This is a genomic window from Mesorhizobium sp. B2-2-4, assembly GCF_006442375.1.
Taxonomy (GTDB): domain Bacteria; phylum Pseudomonadota; class Alphaproteobacteria; order Rhizobiales; family Rhizobiaceae; genus Mesorhizobium.
The window spans coordinates 15263-32417 of record NZ_VFWB01000016.1 but is presented as its reverse complement, the minus strand read 5'-3'; the positions used below and the strand labels follow the sequence as shown (position 1 = coordinate 32417).

The following is a 17155-nucleotide window of genomic DNA, read 5'->3' as shown; positions in this document are numbered from 1 at the left end:
ATCAGCGCAGCGTCTCGATGTATTTTTCATGGAAGCCGATATAACCCGGCTCGACAACCTTCAGATGCCGCTCGATCAGCGCATGAAACTCCGGCAACCGGTGGAAGGGCACGCCCGGATAGGCGTGATGCTCGGCATGGAAGGGCATGTTCCAGGCAAGCTTGCGCACAGCCCAGTTGGTCAGCGTCGTCCTGGTATTCTCCAGCATGTTTGCGACGAAGGGGCAGCGGCCATGCTCGGCCAGCAGATAGAGCCGCAGGAACGGCTGGCCGAGCAGCGCGGGAAAGATCCAGACATGGAGCAGCACCGTCGTCTTGAACCACAGCGCGAGCATCAGCACGACGGCGTAGAAGGCAATCATCGCGCGCGCCTCGGCGCGTACCTTCGGACGCCCCTTGGGGGGCACGTAGCTGTCCTGGCAACGTCCCACGGCATTGGCGTAGAGCGTCTTCAAATGCCCCAACCACACTGGAAGTCCGGCAACGTGGACCAGGTACTGCCGCCAGGTTTCCGGCTTCGGGAAAGCCAGCTCCGGATCGCGTTCGGGATCCTGTGTGAAACGGTGATGGGCGAAATGGAAATAGCGGAACCAGTCGGCCGGCAGCGCGATCGCCAGGCTGCAGACACGCGCGACTGCGTCGTTCAGCCATTGCCTTTCGAAAGCCGTGCGATGCACCGTCTCATGCAGCAGCGTGAACAGGAACACGATCAGTATGCCTTGCGGCAGCATCAGCAGCGGCCAGAACGGCACCTTGGCGGCGATCAACCATCCGAGGAGCAGGATCGCGCCGAGGTGGAAAGCGAGCTGAACAAGGCCGGGCCCATCCGACTTGCCGGTTAGCCGGCTGCGCTCCTCATTCGTCAGCGAGGCGATCACGTCACGATGATCCATAGGGGCATCCCGGCTGATTGAATTCATTCGGTCAGCATACCCCAGCAAGAAACCTTTCTAACAACGAGGATTTCTGCAATATAGATAAGCTGAACTTATCTTTTTGGTCACCGCCATGGTTGCAATGCCATCGTTGCGAGGTCTTCAGGCCTTCGAGGCGGCGGCGCGCACCGGCAGCTTCGCCGCGGCGGCGGAAGAGCTTTCGGTCTCGGCCGCCGCAGTCAGCCAGCTCATCCGCATGGTCGAGGAGCAAGTCGGCCGCAAGCTCTTCCACCGCGCCAACCGGCGTGTCGTCCTGAGCGAGGCTGGCGTCGAGATGCTGCCTCGATTGACCATGGCCTTCCAGGAAATCGGCAGCGTCTCGCGCCAGCTTGCAGGCGATGCGTTCCGCCCGCGGCTCGTCGTCTCGGTCCCGCCGTCCATGGCCATGGGCTGGCTTTCCGAGCGCCTTGCCGGCTTCATCGCCATCCACGGTGCCGTCGACATATCTCTCAGGGGCGATGACGACCCGGTGTCGTTCGACCGCGACCTGATCGACCTCAGGCTCTCCTACGGTCCGCACTATCGTGAGCACCCGATCGAGGACATTGTCCAGGACGCGGTCTATCCCGTCTGCGCGCCAAAGCTCGCCAGCGTGCTGGAGGCGGATGGCGGTCCGCTCGCCGGGCTGCCCCTGATCCACACCGACTGGGGACCGACCGGCGCATCCTTTCCCTCATGGCGCAGCTGGTTCGAGGCGGCCGGCATCGCGCCTGGGCGCGGCATTCAGCGCGGCCTGTCGGCAAACTCCTCGCGCGCGGCGCTCGACCTCGCCATTTCGGGACTGGGTGTGGCGCTGGCGCAAGGGATCTATTGCGCCGAAGCCGTGGAGGACGGCCGGCTGTTCCGGCCTGTCGCCAAGGCGATTGCGCTGCGTCAGCCCTATTGTCTGACAATTCCGCAGCGGAGCGCAAGAAGAGACGTCGTGGCGGCGTTCCGCGCCTGGCTGGTCGATGAATGCCAGCGCGCGGTGGGCTCGCCGGCGCTCCGCTGAGCCAGCAAGCGGCGATGGTCAGAGGTGCCCGCTCAATGCCTCGACCATGTCCTTGTTCGCCGCCACCGGCACGATCTCGAACTCCACCAGATCCGCCCACTCGATCACCCAGCGCTGCAGCAGCGTGACGTCGTCGGTCTCCACCAGCAGGAAACAGCGGCTCATGTCCGCCGCGATCCAGCTATGGTGCACCAGAAGCTCGTTGGGCTTCAGGCGACCGTAATCGCGGAAGCGGCGGTAGATCTCCTTGCGGTCGCAGCCGCGAAAATCCTCGGTCACCAAAAACAGCATCTCTGCCCCCGATTGGATGATTATCGGCCCGGCCGCTCCAAACGTTCCAGGAACCATTGCGTCAGCCGTACCCAGACCTCGTCCTTCTCGCCGGAGTCCTCCCAGCCATGATCGAGGTTGGGATTGTCGTTGACCTCGATGACGAAGACGCCGTCCTTGGTCTCCTTGAGGTCGACGCCGTAGAGGCCGTCGCCGATGCAGCGCGCCGCCTTGACTGCCGTCTCGACGACATGGGGCGGCGTCTCCTTCAGCGTGAAGGTCTTGATGCCGCCCTGGTCGGGCTTGCCGCTGGCCTTGTGGTTGACGATCTGCCAGTGCTTCTTGGCCATTAGGTAATGTACGGCAAACAGCGGTTGGCCGCCGAGCACGCCGACACGCCAGTCATATTCGGTCGGGATGAATTTCTGCGCGATCAGAAGATCGGAATCCTCCAGCCATTCGGTGGCGAGTGTCTTCAATTCCTCGAAATTGGCGCATTTCTTGACGCCGCGCGAGAAGGAGGAATCCGGGATCTTCAGCACCAGCGGAAAACCCAGCGTCTGCGCCGCGAGTTCAAGGTCGGAAGTGCCGGCTATCATCACGGTCGGCGGAACCGGCACCTTGTTGTAGGCCATCAGCTCGTTGAGATAGACCTTGTTGGTGCAGCGGATCATCGACAGCGGGTCGTCGATGACCGGCATGCCTTCCTGCTGGGCGCGGCGCGCGAAACGATAGGTATGGTTGGAGATCGAGGTGGTCTCGCGGATGAACAGCGCGTCGTAATTGGCGAGCTTGGCGAGGTCCCTCTTGGTGATCGGCTCGATTTCGACGCCCATCTTTTCGGCGATCCTGGCCCAGTAGCGCAGCGAGGAGATTTCCGAGGGCGGCAATTCCTCATGCGGATCGACCAGCGTGGCGAAAGTGTAGCGCGCCGGCGTGCGGCCCTTGGTGTCGCGCCATTCGCGATTGGTATAGGTGTCCAGGCATTGCAGGAAGAAGCTCTCCTCCTCCTCGGTCATGCGCGCCAGGGGATGAAAGCCGATCTTGCGGATCGAGGCCCACTCGGCGCTGTCCTTGATGTGGACCTCGAGCGCCGGCGCGCGGAACCAGTCGAACAGGAGCTTGGCGAATCGGTCCCACACCTTGGACGGGCCAATGCCGAAGAAGATGCAGACCTTCGCCGGAAAAGCGCCGCCAAGATCCTTGCGGCACTTGTTGAGCGCCAGCTCCAGTTCGGGCAGCGCATGTTCGTAAAGCTTGCGCTCCGACAGATCGATCATGGTTTCTACGGTCGGGATGACCTTGTGGCCGCGCGAACCCGCCAGCAGCGAGGCATAATAGCCGCGGCTCTGGTAGCCGTAATTGTTCGACAGGTTGATGACCTTGGGACGCTGGCCGCGAAACAGCGCCGGATGCGCGAGATAGTCGCGGTTGGTGATAATCTTGTGCGGTGTCGCCACCTGGTCGAGATCGCTCTGCCGGCCAGTTAAGATAACCCAGGTCATTGTTATCAGCGCTTCCCCAGAGTGATGGCGGCGCGCAGTCCGTCGCGGCCGAACTGCGCCATGTTCATAAAGATGCCGTAAGGCACGGGAATGTTGGCGGCATCAAGGATGGTCTCCTGCCTCTCGTCCTCAACCCAGGGATCGTGGATCAGGATATGGTCACCGTCGTCGCCGATGGCCAACACCCAGTGCGGCACCTTCTTGCCGAACATCAGGAAGCCGCTGATCAGCACCAGCACCAATTTTCCTTTCGCGATCGCGGCGCGAATGTCGTCGATGGTGAATGAACGGTAATTCACCGGGATGCCGTAAAGTTCCGCGCGTCGGCGAAAGTCGACCTGGGCCAGTTCCATCACCCGGCGCTTGTCCGCGCTGCGCACCGACTGGAGGAACAACGCGCCGTAGAACGACACGTAAATCTCGGCCGCAAGGCCGCTCTCATAGCCGGCGACCGCGAGGCCGAACGGCTCGCAGCCACCCGGGCCCGACATCATGAAGACGGTCGTCGCTTCGCGCCAAAGACGAATTTCCCTGACCGGGTCCGGTACGAAGTCGTGATCGAAATTGCCCATGGCCATCATCAGGCAGCAGGGACCGCAAGTGAATTCGCAGGTCTGCTGGTAGAATGGCACGCTCGTGGCGGCCGGAAGTTCGCCGCGCAAGGTCTTCTCGTAGCGCAGTGCCGTGGCGCCGTCCTCGTAGTAACCGGGTTCGCGGCCGATCTTGCGGTAGCCGGCCTGCTCGTAGATGCCGATGGCGCGGGCATTATCCTCCCGCACTTCTAGGCGCAGCATCATGCGGTCGTGTTCGAAGGCCGCCTCCTCCGCCGCCACTAGCAACCGGCGGCCGATGCCGAGGGCGCCAAAAAAGGGACTGGTGGCGATCGAATAAAGGCGCGCCACGCCGCTGCCCTTGCGAAACAGCACAATCGCATAACCGGCGACGCGGCCATCTCTTTCGGCGACCAGCGTCTCGGCGGTCTCGCGCTCGATGAACTGTCGGAAGGAGCGACGGGAAATGCGGTCGCTGGAGAAAACAGCTTTCTCGATGGCGGCGAGATCATCGACGTCAGTCGCGCGGGCCGTGCGGATCTCGGCAGGCATGCGGGCTTGGAAAACCTCGATTGGGTTGTGATGAAGGCCCTATTCGAAACGTCCAGACACCAGCCCAAAACGGCAGCGCCCATCCAGCGCTATCGCACCTCGATTAGGGCCGAATTGTGACAGATTCGGCGCCAGCCCGGGAGGACAAAGGCTTTGAACCAGGTCACCGTTTTCGAGTAGGCGGCGGCGCCAAAAACGATGCTGTTCAACTCGCCAAGCCGGCCAGAAGCTGGCTGTAGGCGCTCTTGGCCACGATGGCCAATTGCTCGCGCGGCACTGAGCCGACGACAGCGCAGCCATAGCCCTTGTCCAGCCAGTAGACCGCCTGCGGGCCGGCTTGCGCCGAAGCGTAGGTCCCCCTGGCGTTCTCCACCGATTCGGCCGTTACAAAGAGCGATATGCGCTCGCCCTTGTCGTCTTCATAGAGCAGCATTGCCGCCTTGCTCTCGCCAGCCGGCAGCAACCTGCCGCCGACCAGTTGGAACCCGCTGCCGGTCAAGTCCGGCGCAACCAGCTTCAATCCGACCCGGTTGGACAGCCAGGTCAGCAGATGGTCCCTGTCGCTTGCCGGCACTTCCACCGCATGCCGCTTCTCGGCGGCATAGATGACATGCGCGGCGATCGCCTGCTCGGCCAACTGATCCTCGGCCTGATCTTCCCGGCCAATACCGTCGCTGCCGGCAAAGTAGCCGCCAAACCCGCCCGCGGCCAGTAGACCGGCAGCGGCGGCAGCAAGCCACCAGCGCGAGCGTGGCATTGGCGTCCTGGCTGGCGTCTCGCCAAGCACCACCTTGCGCAACCGCACCGGCACCGGCTCGTCGATCACGCCAGCGAAGGCATCTCGCAATGCCGTCCTGTCGGCGATGAAACGGGCGCTTTTCGCCTTCATCTCGGGAGTGGCGTCGAGCCATGCGTCATAGGCGGCGCGCTCATCGGCCGGCAACTCGCCGTCGAGTGCCATGTGGATGTCGCGTTCGGAGAAATCGCGGCGGATCATTTCTAGACGATCCTTATCGAACGGCGGCGTGCCGTGTCGTCCAGCAGTCCGCGCAACTCCTCGCGCCCGCGCGCAATGCGCGACATCAGCGTTCCGGCCGGCACGCCCAGGATGTTGGCGGCCTCGGCATAGGAAAAGCCTTCGATCGCGACCATAACGAGCGCTGCACGGCGGTCGGGGCTGATCGCCTGCAATGCGTCAACGATCTCGCGCGAGGCGATGCTTTCCACCTGCTCGGCCGGCTGTGCAATCGCCTCGCCCGCTTCCAGCGGCAGCATCGCGGCTTCGCCGCGCCGGTTCACTTTGCGCATCTGGTCAATGAACAAATGATGCATGATCGTAAACAGCCACCTCCTGGGGCTTTCTCCCGTCTGCCAGTTGTCGAGCCGCATGAGGGCCCGTTCGAGACAGTCCTGGACGAGATCGTCGGCGGCATCGCGGTCGCGCAACAACGAGCGTGCGTAGCGGCGCAGGCGCGGTATTTCGCCGAGGATTGCTGCCTTCTTTTCGTCCATGACCGCTGGTTTTCGGAATTGCCCTATTCATCAGATTGAACGCGCCTTCGCGGCGCGACGCAAGCAGCCAGTGCGAAGCGGTCCACCGCCCCGGTCACCCAAGCAATGATGTAACGATGGGAGCGGCGGGTTTATTCCCGCAATCAACAGGAGACCAACTACGCCAAATCGGTCTTGAGAAAGTCATTGCCTTTAAAGAGCAACGGAACATCAAGAGCCTTGGCGCAGGCGTAGGAAAAGCAATCACCAAAATTAAGGTCGGCCGGATGACCGACCGCTTTGCCGTACCGGATGCTGGCATCAATGGCGCGCCCACCGATATCCTCGTTGATGGTTACATTGCGAGCGTCGATCTCAACAATGAACGCATCGACCAGATTGCGCGCCGCAGACAGCATTCCGGGAGTCGGCTTTTTGGCACCGGCATTCACTCGCCCGAGGGCAAGCGTAGCTTCGAGCCGAACAAGCGCTGAAATGTACAGCTGACCGTCGACGTCGGCGATCCGCTTCAGCAATTCCTCCCAACCCGATTCCTTGGCGAGAATTGCAACGACAACCGATGCGTCGACAAACATCAGTCTTCCCACATCTCGTCCATGAATGCCTTCATATCGAAGGTGGTGTCGGACGGCCCCAACGCCGCTGCTTGCGCTTGAAGAACGGCAATCCTCTCCCGCAGCGGTTTGCGGGCGCGGCTTCGTTCAAGTTCGTGCAAAAGCGCGGTTCGCACGGCTTCCGTTTTGCTCGGCGCATTCGTCTCGCGCTGCAATTTCGTCGCCAGCGCATCTACCTCATCGTCGCGGATATAGAGCGGCATATGAATATCTCCGTGAATATTCATATATTCCATTTTGAATATTCAAACAATCCTAACCCTCACGCCCCTTCGCCACCCTGGTCAAAAGCCGCTGGTAAAACAGGCCGATGCCAATCAGCACGGCGCCAAGGCCGATGAAGGACAGCGCGCGAAGCACACCCTCCAGCTCCGACATGTCGAAGAGGAACACCTTCAGTACGGCGACCGCAATCAATGCGGCCGAGGCGATGCGCAGCACCTGCGATTTCAGCCAGACGCCGGCGGTCAGCAGCGCCACGCCGATGATCAGCCAGAGTGCCGAATAGGTGTAGGTTTCCAACTGGCCAAGGCCGCTCCACAAGCCGATGAACTCACCCTTGAACAGGCGCCGCACCGACAACGTGGCATAGGCGAAGGCAAGCAGGGCCGCCACCAGCGCCAGCATGGCGGCATACCATTTCGGCCGCTTGTTGCGGGCATAGAGCGCAAGCCCTCCGGCCGCGACCGCCGGCAGCAGATAGGCGAGGAACAACAGGTTGAAGACCGGGATCTGCCCGGTCGACTCGTCGGTGAAAAGCGGGTTCAGCACCAGGAAATGCTGCACGACGATGAAGGCGACCGAGATCACGCCCGCCGCCATGGACCCGTAGCGCAGCACGGAACTTGGCGAGCGCCTGTCGATGGCCACGAGTATGGCGCCGGCGCCGATCGCGATCAGCGTGTAGATGGCCTGTTCGGCAAGTGTGGGCGCATCGCTGTTGAGGACACCGCCATGCATGGCGTGGCGCACCAGCATGGCAAGCGTCAGCAGTGCAAACAGCGCCGCCGAAGCTTCCATGGCCAGGCGCGGCCGGCCGTCGGTGGTGCGGGCCAGTTGCCAGGCGGCGAAAGCGAAGGCGAGCGCCGGCACGCCATAGCCCGGCAGCAGCCAGTTGAAAACCGGGGTCGTCGACAGGAACTCGGGGCCAACGACGGTCGGATCGAAGATGACACGTCCAAGCACCGCCGCGACCGCGCCGACCGAAATCCAGCCGAGCACCGGATAGGAACGCCAGCGCGTGGCCAGCGCCGGCACGATTGCGGCCGCACCAAGCAGGATGGTTGTCCAGCCGGAACTGAAGGCCATATGCAGCATCAGCAGGCCTGCGAGCGCGGCTCCGCCGAGCGCGAAGAATACGGCCGCCCTGCCCTGCAACGGCGGTTGCTCGCCGCGCGCGATCCACTCGCCGCCGGCAGCGAAAACCACGACCAGCAGCGCCGCCACGGCGGCGTAGGCAAGATCGCGGTCGAGATTGCCGAACGTGAACCAGAGTGCCAGCAGGACGACCAACGGCACGATGACGCCCCACGCCGCCCATGACGCAGCGCGGAAGTGGGTCGCAGCGGCAAATTTGCGGGCGGCCCAGAAACCGGCGCCGATGAAGACAAGGCCAAGCGCAACACCGATGCGCAAGGTCAGTGCGTTCGATGTCGCCAGGGGCACGGCATCGATGCCCAAGACGTCGCCTGAAAAATCAGAAGCGATCGAAGTCGGCGGGATGATCCCGAGATAGATCAGCACCGTCACCAGTCCCGCCGCATAGAGCAGTGGCAGCGCCGGGGGGCGGTAGAGCGCGACGGCCACCATCGCGGCGAGCACGACGGCTCCCGGCAAGGCATCGCCGGCAGCGACGAAGGCCGGATCGACCGAAAGGCCCAGCGCCGAGAGGGCAACAAACAGGCCCGGCGCGACGGACGGCCAGTCGAAAGCCGTGGCTGATCCGCCTTCGTCGCTGCGGCGGCCGAGCCAGACGAAGGCGAGCACGGCCAGCGTGACGGTGTTCACGAACAGGATCACGGATAAATTCGCGCCCGGCGCATCGGTCATATAGAGGATCGTCCAGATGCCGGTACCGACAAAGGCCGCCGTCATCAGCAACTTCCAATCGCGCATGCGGGCAATGACGCCGCTGGCGGCAAGCACGATCGCCAGATAGCCGAACAGGGCCCAGGGATTGGGCGCCTGAGAGGCAATCAGCATCGGCGTCACCATGGCGCCGACGAGGCCGATACCAGCCAGCGCCTGGCCGTGGACAAGGGCGGCGGCAATCGTCGCTATGCCGATGGCGCCGAGCAGCGTGAAGGCGAGCGCCGGCCCGATAAATCCGTAGATGCCATGTGCGGCATAGACGGCGCCGAACAGGATGAAGGCGCCCGCCGCAGTCAGGATCGCCGGGATGTAGGCGCCTGCGGCGCCTTGCACGGGCACCCTGAAGCCGGTGCGGCGAATGAATTCGCCGGCTGCAATCAGCACAAGGCCGAGCAGCCCGGCCATGGTCAGCCGCACACCGGGGCCGAAAATTCCGGCTTCGATCGTGTAGCGGATGAGAAACAGGCCGCCCAGCGCCAGTGCCAAACCGCCGACCCAGACCGCCCAGCGGGTGCCGAGCGCCGTTTCGATATCGGGTTTGCCGGGCGCTTTCACCGCTGCGACAGGCTCGGATTCTGCTGCCTTGGGCGCCGCCTCGCCTGGTGTCCATGGTCCCGGCTTGACCTCGTCCGTCGCGGCGTCGGTTTCCAGAGCCGGCAGCGCCTGCCCGGTGGCTGCCTCGCTGGCCGTTGGCGAAACGACCACGGCCGCAGCAACAACGGCTTCGGCCGGCTGGCCCTCGGTCGCCGCCGGTTCGGACTGCTTGGCGAGAGGCGGCACGGCGCCGGAAAGGACGAGGCTCCGCAGTGCGCCTAGCTCACGCTCGATCAGTCCGATGCGGCTCTGCTGGCGCGAAATGATGACGAACAGCGCGATGATGGCGACAAGGCCGATCAGGCTTTCAAACATGGCGGCTCCCCCAAACCAGACCAGTTGCTACTGACAATCAAATGTGGCCTGCAAACGACCAGCCAACGGCCGTCGGATCGGCGGCTGGAAAGATCGAGCATGTTTCGGCGTCGAAAGCCAGCGGCTTGCGCCCATTGGCCCTCGGCATCGCTTGCGAATGGCCGGTTTCCGGAACATTGCCTGCCAAACCCGCAGCCGATGGCCTATGATACCTTGGCTGCAAAGGGTTCTCCAAGCGACGTCATGGGAATACGTATGCCGCAACGAAGCGCAGGACTGCTGATCTACCGGCGAAACGCCGGGGCCCTCCAGTTCCTGCTCGTCCATCCGGGTGGACCGTTCTGGGCAAGAAAAGACGAGGGGGCATGGTCTATCCCCAAAGGGCTCGTCGACGAAGGCGAGGACGAGTTGAAAGCCGCCCAACGTGAGGCGGAAGAAGAACTCGGCGTCGCCATCAACGGCGACTTCCAGCCTGTCGGCAGTTATCGGCAGCCTGGCGGCAAGATCGTGAGTGCGTGGAGCGTCGAGGCCGACGTCGACACCGATGCCATCAAAAGCAACATGTTCACCATGGAGTGGCCACCACGGTCGGGATCCATGAAGGCATTTCCCGAAGTGGACCGGGCCGGTTGGTTTTCAGAGTTGGAGGCCGGTCTCAAGATACTCAAAGGCCAGCGCGCGATCCTGGACGATTTCGTGGAACGGCAAAATGCCGGATAACATCCGCTGTTATCACCGCTCGCCCAGTGCGCCTTAGGACGATTCCTATCGTGCCGCCAGATTGGAGGCCGGGAAGATCGAGCATGTCTCGGTGCCGAAAGCCAGCAGCTTGCCGCCGGCGTCCTTCAGCGTCGCTTCCGAAACGGCCAGCGTGCGGCCCTTGTGAATGACCTTGCCCTCACAGACCACCTCTCCGGTCCTGGGCGTGATCGGCCGCGTCAGGTTCACCTTGAATTCCGCCGTCGTATAGGCCTCGCCTTTTGCGAGCAGCGTCTGCACGGCGCAGGCAAGCGCCGAATCGAGCAGTGTCGCCGCCCAGCCGCCATGCACGCCCCCCAACGGGTTCAGGTGGCGCTCGTTCGGCACACCCCGAAACACGGCACGGCCTTCCGAGACTTCGGTCAGCGCGAAGCTGAGCTGGAAGGAAATCGGCGGCGCCGGATATTTGCCATCGATGATGCGCTGCAAAAGTTCCAGGCCGGTGTAGGCAAGCATGTCGGCATGCGGAATGGTGCCGAGGCCGAGCGGCGAGACCCGGCCTGGATAAAGTTCCACTTCGCTCATGTGATGATTTCTCTCGCGGCGGTTTCTCCCGACAGGCCTTTTGTCGTGTGGTGCTTGCGCAGCGCGGCGAGGAAGCCGGAGCGCGCGTCCGGCTGCTCGATGCCGCGCGGCTCGTAGACGTGACGGGTGAAGAAGAAGCCGGTGAGCCGGAAGGCATCCTGGATCGCCGCCGGATCGGCGCGCAGGCCGGAGCCACGCAGGAAGGCCGGCAGCGCCAGCATCTTGTCGCGCCAGGGCGCGCCGGCTTCCCGCGACACCGCTCGGCCCGATTTCGGCGAGACATAGGCAAGATCCTGCCGCGTGCCGGTCGCGGCGCACTGGCTGAGATCGAGACCGAAACCCAGTTCGTCGAGGATCAGGAGCTCGAAACGGGCCACCAGTTCGCCGGCCGCATCGACGTCATCGAGATGCACGATCATCACCGACAGCGCCTCGTAGAGGCCGCCATGGGCGTCGCGCTCGGGCAACAGGCGCAGATGCGCGGCCATGGTCTGCAGGCCATACACGGCGACCGCACTCTCCATCAACCTGGCCGCATTCATCTCGATCGCTTCGGCCTGGAACGTGCCGAGGTGCTCATCAAGGCGCGCCCGCCAAAGCAGGTCGACACGGTTGCCGGGCTGGAGAACAGGCTGCTGCTTGCGCGAGCGCCCGCCACGCACGAGGCCGAGATGGCGGCCATGCGCACGCGTCATCACCTCGAGGATGGCGCTGGTTTCGCCATGCTTGCGGGTGCCGAGAATGATTCCCTCGTCGCGCCATTCCATGCCTGGAGCATTTCACCGATCGGGTGGCGAAATCAAGGTACGGGCTTGGTGCCTGGGCTGGCTCTCGCAAGGGTGCATAAAAAGCCGCCCGCAGCACAGCTGCGGGCGGGTCTGGTGGGGTCAGTCGATCCGTTAGAACGAGCGCTGGAAGCGGAGGATGCCGCCGACGCTGCTCTTCTTGTCGGCCTTGGTCCAGTTGTTGAAGTCGGCGTCGTCGAATTTTCCTGCATTGAGGTAATCGACTTCAGCCGTGATCGTGTAACCGGGCACAATCGTGTATGCGACGTTGGCAGCGACGCCGAGGTTCTTCCAGTCGTCATAGGAGATCTGGGCGTTGAACGAGGTCTTGTCGTTGAACTTGTAGGTGCCGCCACCCCAGATCGCCCAGTTTCCGCCCCACGGCTTGTATTGGGTGCGGCCCGTGCCGAAGTCGTTGATGTTGTCGTTGGTGCCGTAGCCGCCCATGACGAACAGCGTCAGTTCCTTGCCGACATTGACGTCCAAGCGAACCTTGCCGGCCACTTCCTCGTAATTGCTGTCATATGCGACGACGCCGGTGACCGCACCCCAGTCGCCCTTGTACTTCAAGCCGCCGACGACATGCGGAACATAGCTGTCGATCGTGTTGACGCCGGTACCTTCTTCGAGCGAGACCACGGCCGAGAAGCCGCTGCCACCGTCGAAATAGTACTGCACGACGTTGGTATCCTTGATACCGTACGGGATGATCGTGTCCTGGATGACGTTGCCGGCATAGCCGATAAACGAATCGTATGCCGTTTCATCCTTACCGACGCGCAGGCCGCCGAGCTGAATCCAGGCGAAGTTGAGGGTGGTCGCCTTGTTGCCGGCCTGCCAGCCAGTGCCGCCAGTCTCATAGTCGCCGCTGCTGTTGCCAAATTGAAAGCGAGTCTCGGTGTAGGTCTTCAACGTACCGAGCTCGGTTTCCTGGCCGGTCCAGGTCTTCAGCGCGAAGCGCATGTTCTTGTAATAGGTGTCGTGGCTATCGCCGTCCATGTGATCGGCAACGTTGTTGACGCCATCCAGCGTGCCGCTGTCCCCGACGCCTATGTCATAGCGGAGATAGCCGCCGATGCGCAGGCAGGTCTCGGTGCCGGGGATATAGAAGTAGCCGGCGCCGTAGACGTCGCAGATCCTGACGTATTCAGCGGGTTCCGGCTCGGCGACGACGACAGCGTCAGCGGCGCGAGCGCCGGAGACCGCGATCAGTGCCGCGGCTGAGCCGAGAAGAAGGCTCTTGATGTTCATTTTCTGACCTCTCCAGTCAAAGTTAAAAATGGCTTCGGATTTTGGTTGGCGGATATATTTTCCCGCCTCACCACAACGAAAAAGGCCCGCACCGCGTCCCCTTTTCGCGGCGAACATACCCATCAATCTTCCGCCTTCAATGACAATTTCACAAACATTCGGGATTGATGACATAGATTAAATCCGTGTTGCAGAAATAGCACTGGAGAATTCACTTCAGACTACGGCACCGCACAAGTGGAACATTGTCATATTTCCGTAATAATTCCCTGTATGTTCCAATTTTATGATGATATTCTACGAACACCAATTGTTTGAGAAACTTCGCGTAAATAAACCCACTTCCATGGTCGTTTCTACCTAGCCATTCCCCAGCCACGTGAAACCGAAGCCGATCCCCTCGAAGGAGTCTTTTCAGCGGGTCACGGACACGCCGGGACGGACCACAGGCCATGATGGGAAGATCAATCCGACGTCGGCGGACTCGTCTGCAAGAATCCGCGCTGGCCAACTGAGAAGTCGACCCAACGGAACCTCGGCGTCCCTGGTCGATAGCCACCAGCCAACGGTTTGGGTCATTATTACCGGCGCCTGTGGTCGGCCAGCACCGCGTCGATCACGCGCCAGGATTGTTCGATCTCGGCCGAGTTGACGTCTATCTCGCCGGCGGCGGTGATCAGCGCCTTCCACAGTGCCCAGCCGCGGCCGCGCGCCCAGGTCGCGTCGTCGACGCCGAGGCCAGCGCGGAAGGCCCCCCTGCTCTTTCCCTCGAACAATGTCCAGGCAATCGCCAGATCGCATGAGGGCTCGCCGACGCCGGAGGTGCCGAAGTCGATCACCGCGCTTAGCCTGCCGTGTTCAACCAGAAGATTGCCCCAGCTGACATCGCCGTGGAACCAGACGGGCGGGCCTTGCCAAGGGGCGGCAAGAGCCGTTTCCCAGACAGCGCTTGCCGCGCCGGCGTTGATACGGGTGTCGAGCGCCGCGATCGCTTGTCTCGTCTCCCCGTCATAGACGTTCAGCGGCCCGCCGCGAAAGAAATTGTGTTGGCCCGGCCCCGGTCCGCCAGCCGGGTCGATCCGCTTCAGCGCAACCAGAAAGCCGGCCAGGTCCGCCGCGAATTCCGACAGGTTGGCGATACGCTCGCGCTTTGCAGTCTCACCTTCGATCCACCTGTAGACGGACCAATGCCACGGATAGCCTTCGGCCGGGGCTCCCATCGCCAGCGGTATAGGGATGGGCAGCGGCAACAGCGGCGCCAGCCTCGGCAGCCAGCGATGTTCCTTCTCCACTTGCAGGGAATAGGCGGCGGCACTGGGCAACCGAACGGTCATCTCGTCGCCGAGACGAAAGCTTCTGTTGTCCCATCCGCCAGGTTCAATCGGCCGAACCGCAAGATCCCTCCAGCGAGGAAACTGCGCCGCGATCAACCGGCTGACCAAAGCTGCGTCGATATTCGACTTGCTAACCATCCATCCTAGTGCGGAAACTCGAGCCCCATCTCGCGGTAGCGCTCGGGATCGTCGCCCCAGTTCTCGCGCACCTTGACGAACAGGAACAGATGCACCTTTTGCTCGAGGATGCCGGCGATTTCCATACGCGCCGCCTGGCCGATGGCGCGGATGGTCTCGCCCTTGTGGCCGAGCACGATCTTCTTCTGGCTGTCGCGTTCGACATAGATGACCTGCTCGATGCGCACCGAGCCGTCCTTCTTCTCTTCCCATTTCTCGGTTTCGATGTGCGAGGAATAGGGCAGTTCCTGATGCAGCCTGAGATAGAGCTTCTCGCGAGTGATCTCAGCGGCGAGCTGGCGCATCGGCAGATCGGAGATCTGGTCTTCCGGATAATACCAGGGCCCCACCGGGAGCGCCTCGGCAAGGTAATCGAGGAGGTCCTTGCAGCCCGAGCCGGTCAGCGCCGAAACCATGAAGGTGCGCTTGAACGGCACTCTTTCGTTCGCTGCTGCCGCCAGCGCCAACAACGCCTCCGGCTTGACGCGGTCGACCTTGTTGAGGATCAGCGCCATCGGCTGGCGCACATCCTTCAGGCGTTCGAGAATGGCTTCGGCATCACCTCTAATGCCACGCTCGGCATCGATCAGGAGCAGCACGATATCGGCATCCTTGGCGCCGCCCCAGGCTGTCGTCACCATTGCCGTGTCGAGACGCCGCTTCGGCTTGAAGATGCCCGGCGTATCGACGAAGACGATCTGCGCGTTGTCGTGCGTGGCGATGCCTCTGACGATGGCACGCGTCGTCTGCACCTTGTGGGTGACGATTGACACCTTGGCGCCGACAAGCTGATTGACCAGCGTCGACTTGCCGGCATTGGGCGCACCGATCAGCGCTACGAAGCCGGAATGCGTAACGGCCGCAGGCGCGGCCGGAACCGTGTCTTCCGTGGCTGTCATGCCGCGTCTCCCTGATCGATCCAGACACCTTCACGAATGAGAAGGGCGGCGGCGGCGGCCTGCTCGGCCTCGCGTTTGGAGCGGCCGCTGCCGACAGCCGGCTGAAACCCACCAACCATGACACTGACGGTGAACAGCGGATCGTGATCCGGCCCCTCGCGGCTATCGATGCGGTAGACGGGCACGGCGCTTGCCGCCTGATGCGCCCATTCCTGCAACTCGGTCTTGGCGTCGCGTCGGCCGGCGCCCGACGCCTGCGAGCGCGGCTGCCAATATTTGTGGATGAAAGCGCGCGCCGCTTCCAGCCCTCCGTCGAGGTAGAGCACGGCGATCAGCGATTCCAGTGCGTCGGCGCGCAGATTGACGCGCTTGCGTCCCTCGAGCCCTTGAACGTCGGATCCGGCGCGGATCAGCTCCGGCAGACCAATATGTTCGGCGATCTCCGACAGCGCCTCGGCATTGACCAGCGCGTTGAACCGCAGCGACAATTCGCCTTCCGCCGCATCGGGAAACGCGGCCAGCAGCATATCGGCCACCACGAGGCCGAGAACCCGGTCGCCCAGGAACTCAAAGCGCTCATAGTCGGTGCCGGCATTGGCGCCGCGGGCGCTGGCATGGGTCAAGGCACGCTGCAGGCGCCGGCGGTCGGCAAAGGCATGGCCCGTGCGCTCCACCAGCGCTTCGGCGAGCGCGTCGGCGGTCAGCCGTCTTGTCGCCGCCATGACCCTAATTAACGAAGTGGAAGAGGCGCGAAGCACGCATAAGCGACGGCCACTTCCAGATTTCGAGCGGGCTCGCCTTGCCGGCGATCGAGAAGAAAACAAGGTTGGCCCGGCCAACCAGGTTTTCGGCCGGAACGTAGCCGACGGAGAATCGGCTGTCGGCGGAGTTGTCCCTGTTGTCGCCCATCATGAAATAGTGACCGGGCGGAACATCGAACTCGCGCGTGTTGTCGCCGATCGAGTTCGGCGACAGATCCAGCGTGTCGTAGCTGACGCCGTTGGGCAGCGTCTCGCGATAGACGTCGATCGGATAATCCTTTTCGGTGATGTCGGGATTGTCGATCTGTCCGGTCTTCACGCGCGGCACGCCGACGCCGTTGATGAACAGCTGGCCGTCCTTCACCTGGATCTTGTCGCCAGGCAGGCCCACCACACGTTTGATATAGTCGACGGACGGGTCCGGCGGGAACTTGAACACAGCCACATCGCCGCGCTTCGGCTCGGAGCCCCAGATGCGGCCCGAGAAGATGTCCGGGCCGAAGGGCAGCGAATAACGGGAATAGCCGTAGGACCATTTGGTGACGAAGAGATAGTCGCCCTCGAGCAGCGTCGGCCGCATCGAACCCGACGGGATGGAAAAGGGTTGGAACAAGAGCGTGCGAATGACCAAGGCAAGCAAGAGCGCCTGGACGATGACGCTGACGGTTTCGCCAAGCCCGCCGGATTTCTTCTGGGGTTTTTCAGCCACGCTCATGTCGTCCTCGATTGTGCGTT

The 17155-nt window shown here is 62.7% G+C and carries 18 protein-coding genes; 2 read left to right on the top strand and 16 right to left on the bottom strand.

Annotated elements, in window-relative coordinates:
* Position 1 precedes the first annotated feature (1 nt).
* On the bottom strand, positions 2 to 892 hold the full coding sequence (locus FJ959_RS28800; protein WP_140633369.1) for a fatty acid desaturase family protein: 891 nt from the start codon (positions 890 to 892) through the stop codon (positions 2 to 4).
* A gap of 115 nt (positions 893 to 1007) precedes the next feature.
* Between FJ959_RS28800 and FJ959_RS28795 the strand changes: the two genes are divergently transcribed.
* On the top strand, positions 1008 to 1925 hold the full coding sequence (locus FJ959_RS28795) for a LysR substrate-binding domain-containing protein (protein ID WP_140633366.1): 918 nt from the start codon (positions 1008 to 1010) through the stop codon (positions 1923 to 1925).
* Between the two features lie 18 nt (positions 1926 to 1943).
* Here FJ959_RS28795 and FJ959_RS28790 read toward each other — a convergent pair whose 3' ends face one another.
* From FJ959_RS28790 to FJ959_RS28755, 8 genes are all read right to left on the bottom strand, one after another.
* The gene (locus FJ959_RS28790) at positions 1944 to 2216 is read right to left on the bottom strand and encodes a DUF3303 family protein (protein ID WP_140494567.1); all 273 of its coding nucleotides are present in this window, start codon (positions 2214 to 2216) and stop codon (positions 1944 to 1946) included.
* Positions 2217 to 2236: 20 nt separating this feature from the next.
* Complete coding sequence (locus FJ959_RS28785; RefSeq protein ID WP_140494569.1) at positions 2237 to 3700, bottom strand: RimK family protein; 1464 nt, start codon at positions 3698 to 3700, stop codon at positions 2237 to 2239.
* Positions 3701 to 3705: 5 nt separating this feature from the next.
* Positions 3706 to 4803 (bottom strand): GNAT family N-acetyltransferase/peptidase C39 family protein, encoded by a 1098-nt coding sequence (locus FJ959_RS28780; RefSeq protein WP_140555797.1) that lies wholly within the window; start codon positions 4801 to 4803, stop codon positions 3706 to 3708.
* A 205-nt stretch (positions 4804 to 5008) separates the two neighbouring features.
* Positions 5009 to 5800 (bottom strand): anti-sigma factor, encoded by a 792-nt coding sequence (locus FJ959_RS28775; protein WP_140555798.1) that lies wholly within the window; start codon positions 5798 to 5800, stop codon positions 5009 to 5011.
* Between the two features lie 2 nt (positions 5801 to 5802).
* Entirely contained in the window at positions 5803 to 6315 is a 513-nt protein-coding gene (locus FJ959_RS28770; protein WP_140555800.1) for an RNA polymerase sigma factor, read from the bottom strand.
* Between the two features lie 158 nt (positions 6316 to 6473).
* Positions 6474 to 6890 (bottom strand): type II toxin-antitoxin system VapC family toxin, encoded by a 417-nt coding sequence (locus tag FJ959_RS28765; RefSeq protein ID WP_140633363.1) that lies wholly within the window; start codon positions 6888 to 6890, stop codon positions 6474 to 6476.
* Complete coding sequence (locus tag FJ959_RS28760; RefSeq protein WP_140520954.1) at positions 6890 to 7132, bottom strand: type II toxin-antitoxin system VapB family antitoxin; 243 nt, start codon at positions 7130 to 7132, stop codon at positions 6890 to 6892. The genes FJ959_RS28765 and FJ959_RS28760 overlap by 1 nt, the downstream gene beginning before the upstream one ends.
* A 52-nt stretch (positions 7133 to 7184) precedes the next feature.
* Positions 7185 to 9929, bottom strand: a complete 2745-nt coding sequence (locus FJ959_RS28755; RefSeq protein WP_140555802.1) for a DUF2339 domain-containing protein — start codon at positions 9927 to 9929, stop codon at positions 7185 to 7187.
* A gap of 255 nt (positions 9930 to 10184) precedes the next feature.
* On the opposite strand from FJ959_RS28755, the gene FJ959_RS28750 reads away from it, so the two are divergent.
* Positions 10185 to 10649, top strand: a complete 465-nt coding sequence (locus FJ959_RS28750) for an NUDIX domain-containing protein (RefSeq protein ID WP_140580886.1) — start codon at positions 10185 to 10187, stop codon at positions 10647 to 10649.
* Positions 10650 to 10694: 45 nt separating this feature from the next.
* Here FJ959_RS28750 and FJ959_RS28745 read toward each other — a convergent pair whose 3' ends face one another.
* The 7 genes from FJ959_RS28745 to lepB all read right to left on the bottom strand — a co-directional run bounded on the left by FJ959_RS28745 (position 10695) and on the right by lepB (position 17135).
* Positions 10695 to 11213: a PaaI family thioesterase gene (locus tag FJ959_RS28745; RefSeq protein ID WP_140555803.1), complete on the bottom strand. Its 519-nt coding sequence runs from the start codon at positions 11211 to 11213 to the stop codon at positions 10695 to 10697.
* Complete coding sequence (gene recO, locus FJ959_RS28740) at positions 11210 to 11980, bottom strand: DNA repair protein RecO (protein ID WP_140494585.1); 771 nt, start codon at positions 11978 to 11980, stop codon at positions 11210 to 11212. The genes FJ959_RS28745 and recO overlap by 4 nt, the downstream gene beginning before the upstream one ends.
* A gap of 132 nt (positions 11981 to 12112) precedes the next feature.
* A complete protein-coding gene (locus FJ959_RS28735; protein ID WP_140633359.1) occupies positions 12113 to 13249 on the bottom strand; it encodes a porin in 1137 nt (378 codons plus the stop codon).
* Positions 13250 to 13830: 581 nt separating this feature from the next.
* Positions 13831 to 14721: an aminoglycoside phosphotransferase family protein gene (locus tag FJ959_RS28730; protein WP_140633356.1), complete on the bottom strand. Its 891-nt coding sequence runs from the start codon at positions 14719 to 14721 to the stop codon at positions 13831 to 13833.
* A 5-nt stretch (positions 14722 to 14726) separates the two neighbouring features.
* Complete coding sequence (gene era, locus FJ959_RS28725; protein ID WP_140633353.1) at positions 14727 to 15659, bottom strand: GTPase Era; 933 nt, start codon at positions 15657 to 15659, stop codon at positions 14727 to 14729.
* Positions 15656 to 16381: a ribonuclease III gene (gene rnc, locus FJ959_RS28720; protein WP_140494593.1), complete on the bottom strand. Its 726-nt coding sequence runs from the start codon at positions 16379 to 16381 to the stop codon at positions 15656 to 15658. Before rnc ends, era begins: the two co-directional genes overlap by 4 nt.
* A gap of 4 nt (positions 16382 to 16385) precedes the next feature.
* Positions 16386 to 17135: a signal peptidase I gene (gene lepB, locus FJ959_RS28715; RefSeq protein ID WP_140494595.1), complete on the bottom strand. Its 750-nt coding sequence runs from the start codon at positions 17133 to 17135 to the stop codon at positions 16386 to 16388.
* Between the last annotated feature and the right edge of the window lie 20 nt (positions 17136 to 17155).

Bases quoted from the DNA above. Each gene is read 5' to 3' on its own strand.
- FJ959_RS28755 (WP_140555802.1), bottom strand. From the start codon at position 9,929: ATGTTTGAAAGCCTGATCGGCCTTGTCGCCATCATCGCGCTGTTCGTC.
- FJ959_RS28730 (WP_140633356.1), bottom strand. From the start codon at position 14,721: ATGGTTAGCAAGTCGAATATCGACGCAGCTTTGGTCAGCCGGTTGATC.
- FJ959_RS28795 (WP_140633366.1), top strand. From the start codon at position 1,008: ATGGTTGCAATGCCATCGTTGCGAGGTCTTCAGGCCTTCGAGGCGGCG.
- FJ959_RS28745 (WP_140555803.1), bottom strand. From the start codon at position 11,213: ATGAGCGAAGTGGAACTTTATCCAGGCCGGGTCTCGCCGCTCGGCCTC.
- FJ959_RS28780 (WP_140555797.1), bottom strand. From the start codon at position 4,803: ATGCCTGCCGAGATCCGCACGGCCCGCGCGACTGACGTCGATGATCTC.
- recO (WP_140494585.1), bottom strand. From the start codon at position 11,980: ATGGAATGGCGCGACGAGGGAATCATTCTCGGCACCCGCAAGCATGGC.
- FJ959_RS28800 (WP_140633369.1), bottom strand. From the start codon at position 892: ATGGATCATCGTGACGTGATCGCCTCGCTGACGAATGAGGAGCGCAGC.
- FJ959_RS28735 (WP_140633359.1), bottom strand. From the start codon at position 13,249: ATGAACATCAAGAGCCTTCTTCTCGGCTCAGCCGCGGCACTGATCGCG.
- FJ959_RS28750 (WP_140580886.1), top strand. From the start codon at position 10,185: ATGCCGCAACGAAGCGCAGGACTGCTGATCTACCGGCGAAACGCCGGG.
- FJ959_RS28790 (WP_140494567.1), bottom strand. From the start codon at position 2,216: ATGCTGTTTTTGGTGACCGAGGATTTTCGCGGCTGCGACCGCAAGGAG.
- lepB (WP_140494595.1), bottom strand. From the start codon at position 17,135: ATGAGCGTGGCTGAAAAACCCCAGAAGAAATCCGGCGGGCTTGGCGAA.
- era (WP_140633353.1), bottom strand. From the start codon at position 15,659: ATGACAGCCACGGAAGACACGGTTCCGGCCGCGCCTGCGGCCGTTACG.
- FJ959_RS28775 (WP_140555798.1), bottom strand. From the start codon at position 5,800: ATGATCCGCCGCGATTTCTCCGAACGCGACATCCACATGGCACTCGAC.
- FJ959_RS28760 (WP_140520954.1), bottom strand. From the start codon at position 7,132: ATGCCGCTCTATATCCGCGACGATGAGGTAGATGCGCTGGCGACGAAA.
- FJ959_RS28785 (WP_140494569.1), bottom strand. From the start codon at position 3,700: ATGACCTGGGTTATCTTAACTGGCCGGCAGAGCGATCTCGACCAGGTG.
- FJ959_RS28765 (WP_140633363.1), bottom strand. From the start codon at position 6,890: ATGTTTGTCGACGCATCGGTTGTCGTTGCAATTCTCGCCAAGGAATCG.
- FJ959_RS28770 (WP_140555800.1), bottom strand. From the start codon at position 6,315: ATGGACGAAAAGAAGGCAGCAATCCTCGGCGAAATACCGCGCCTGCGC.
- rnc (WP_140494593.1), bottom strand. From the start codon at position 16,381: ATGGCGGCGACAAGACGGCTGACCGCCGACGCGCTCGCCGAAGCGCTG.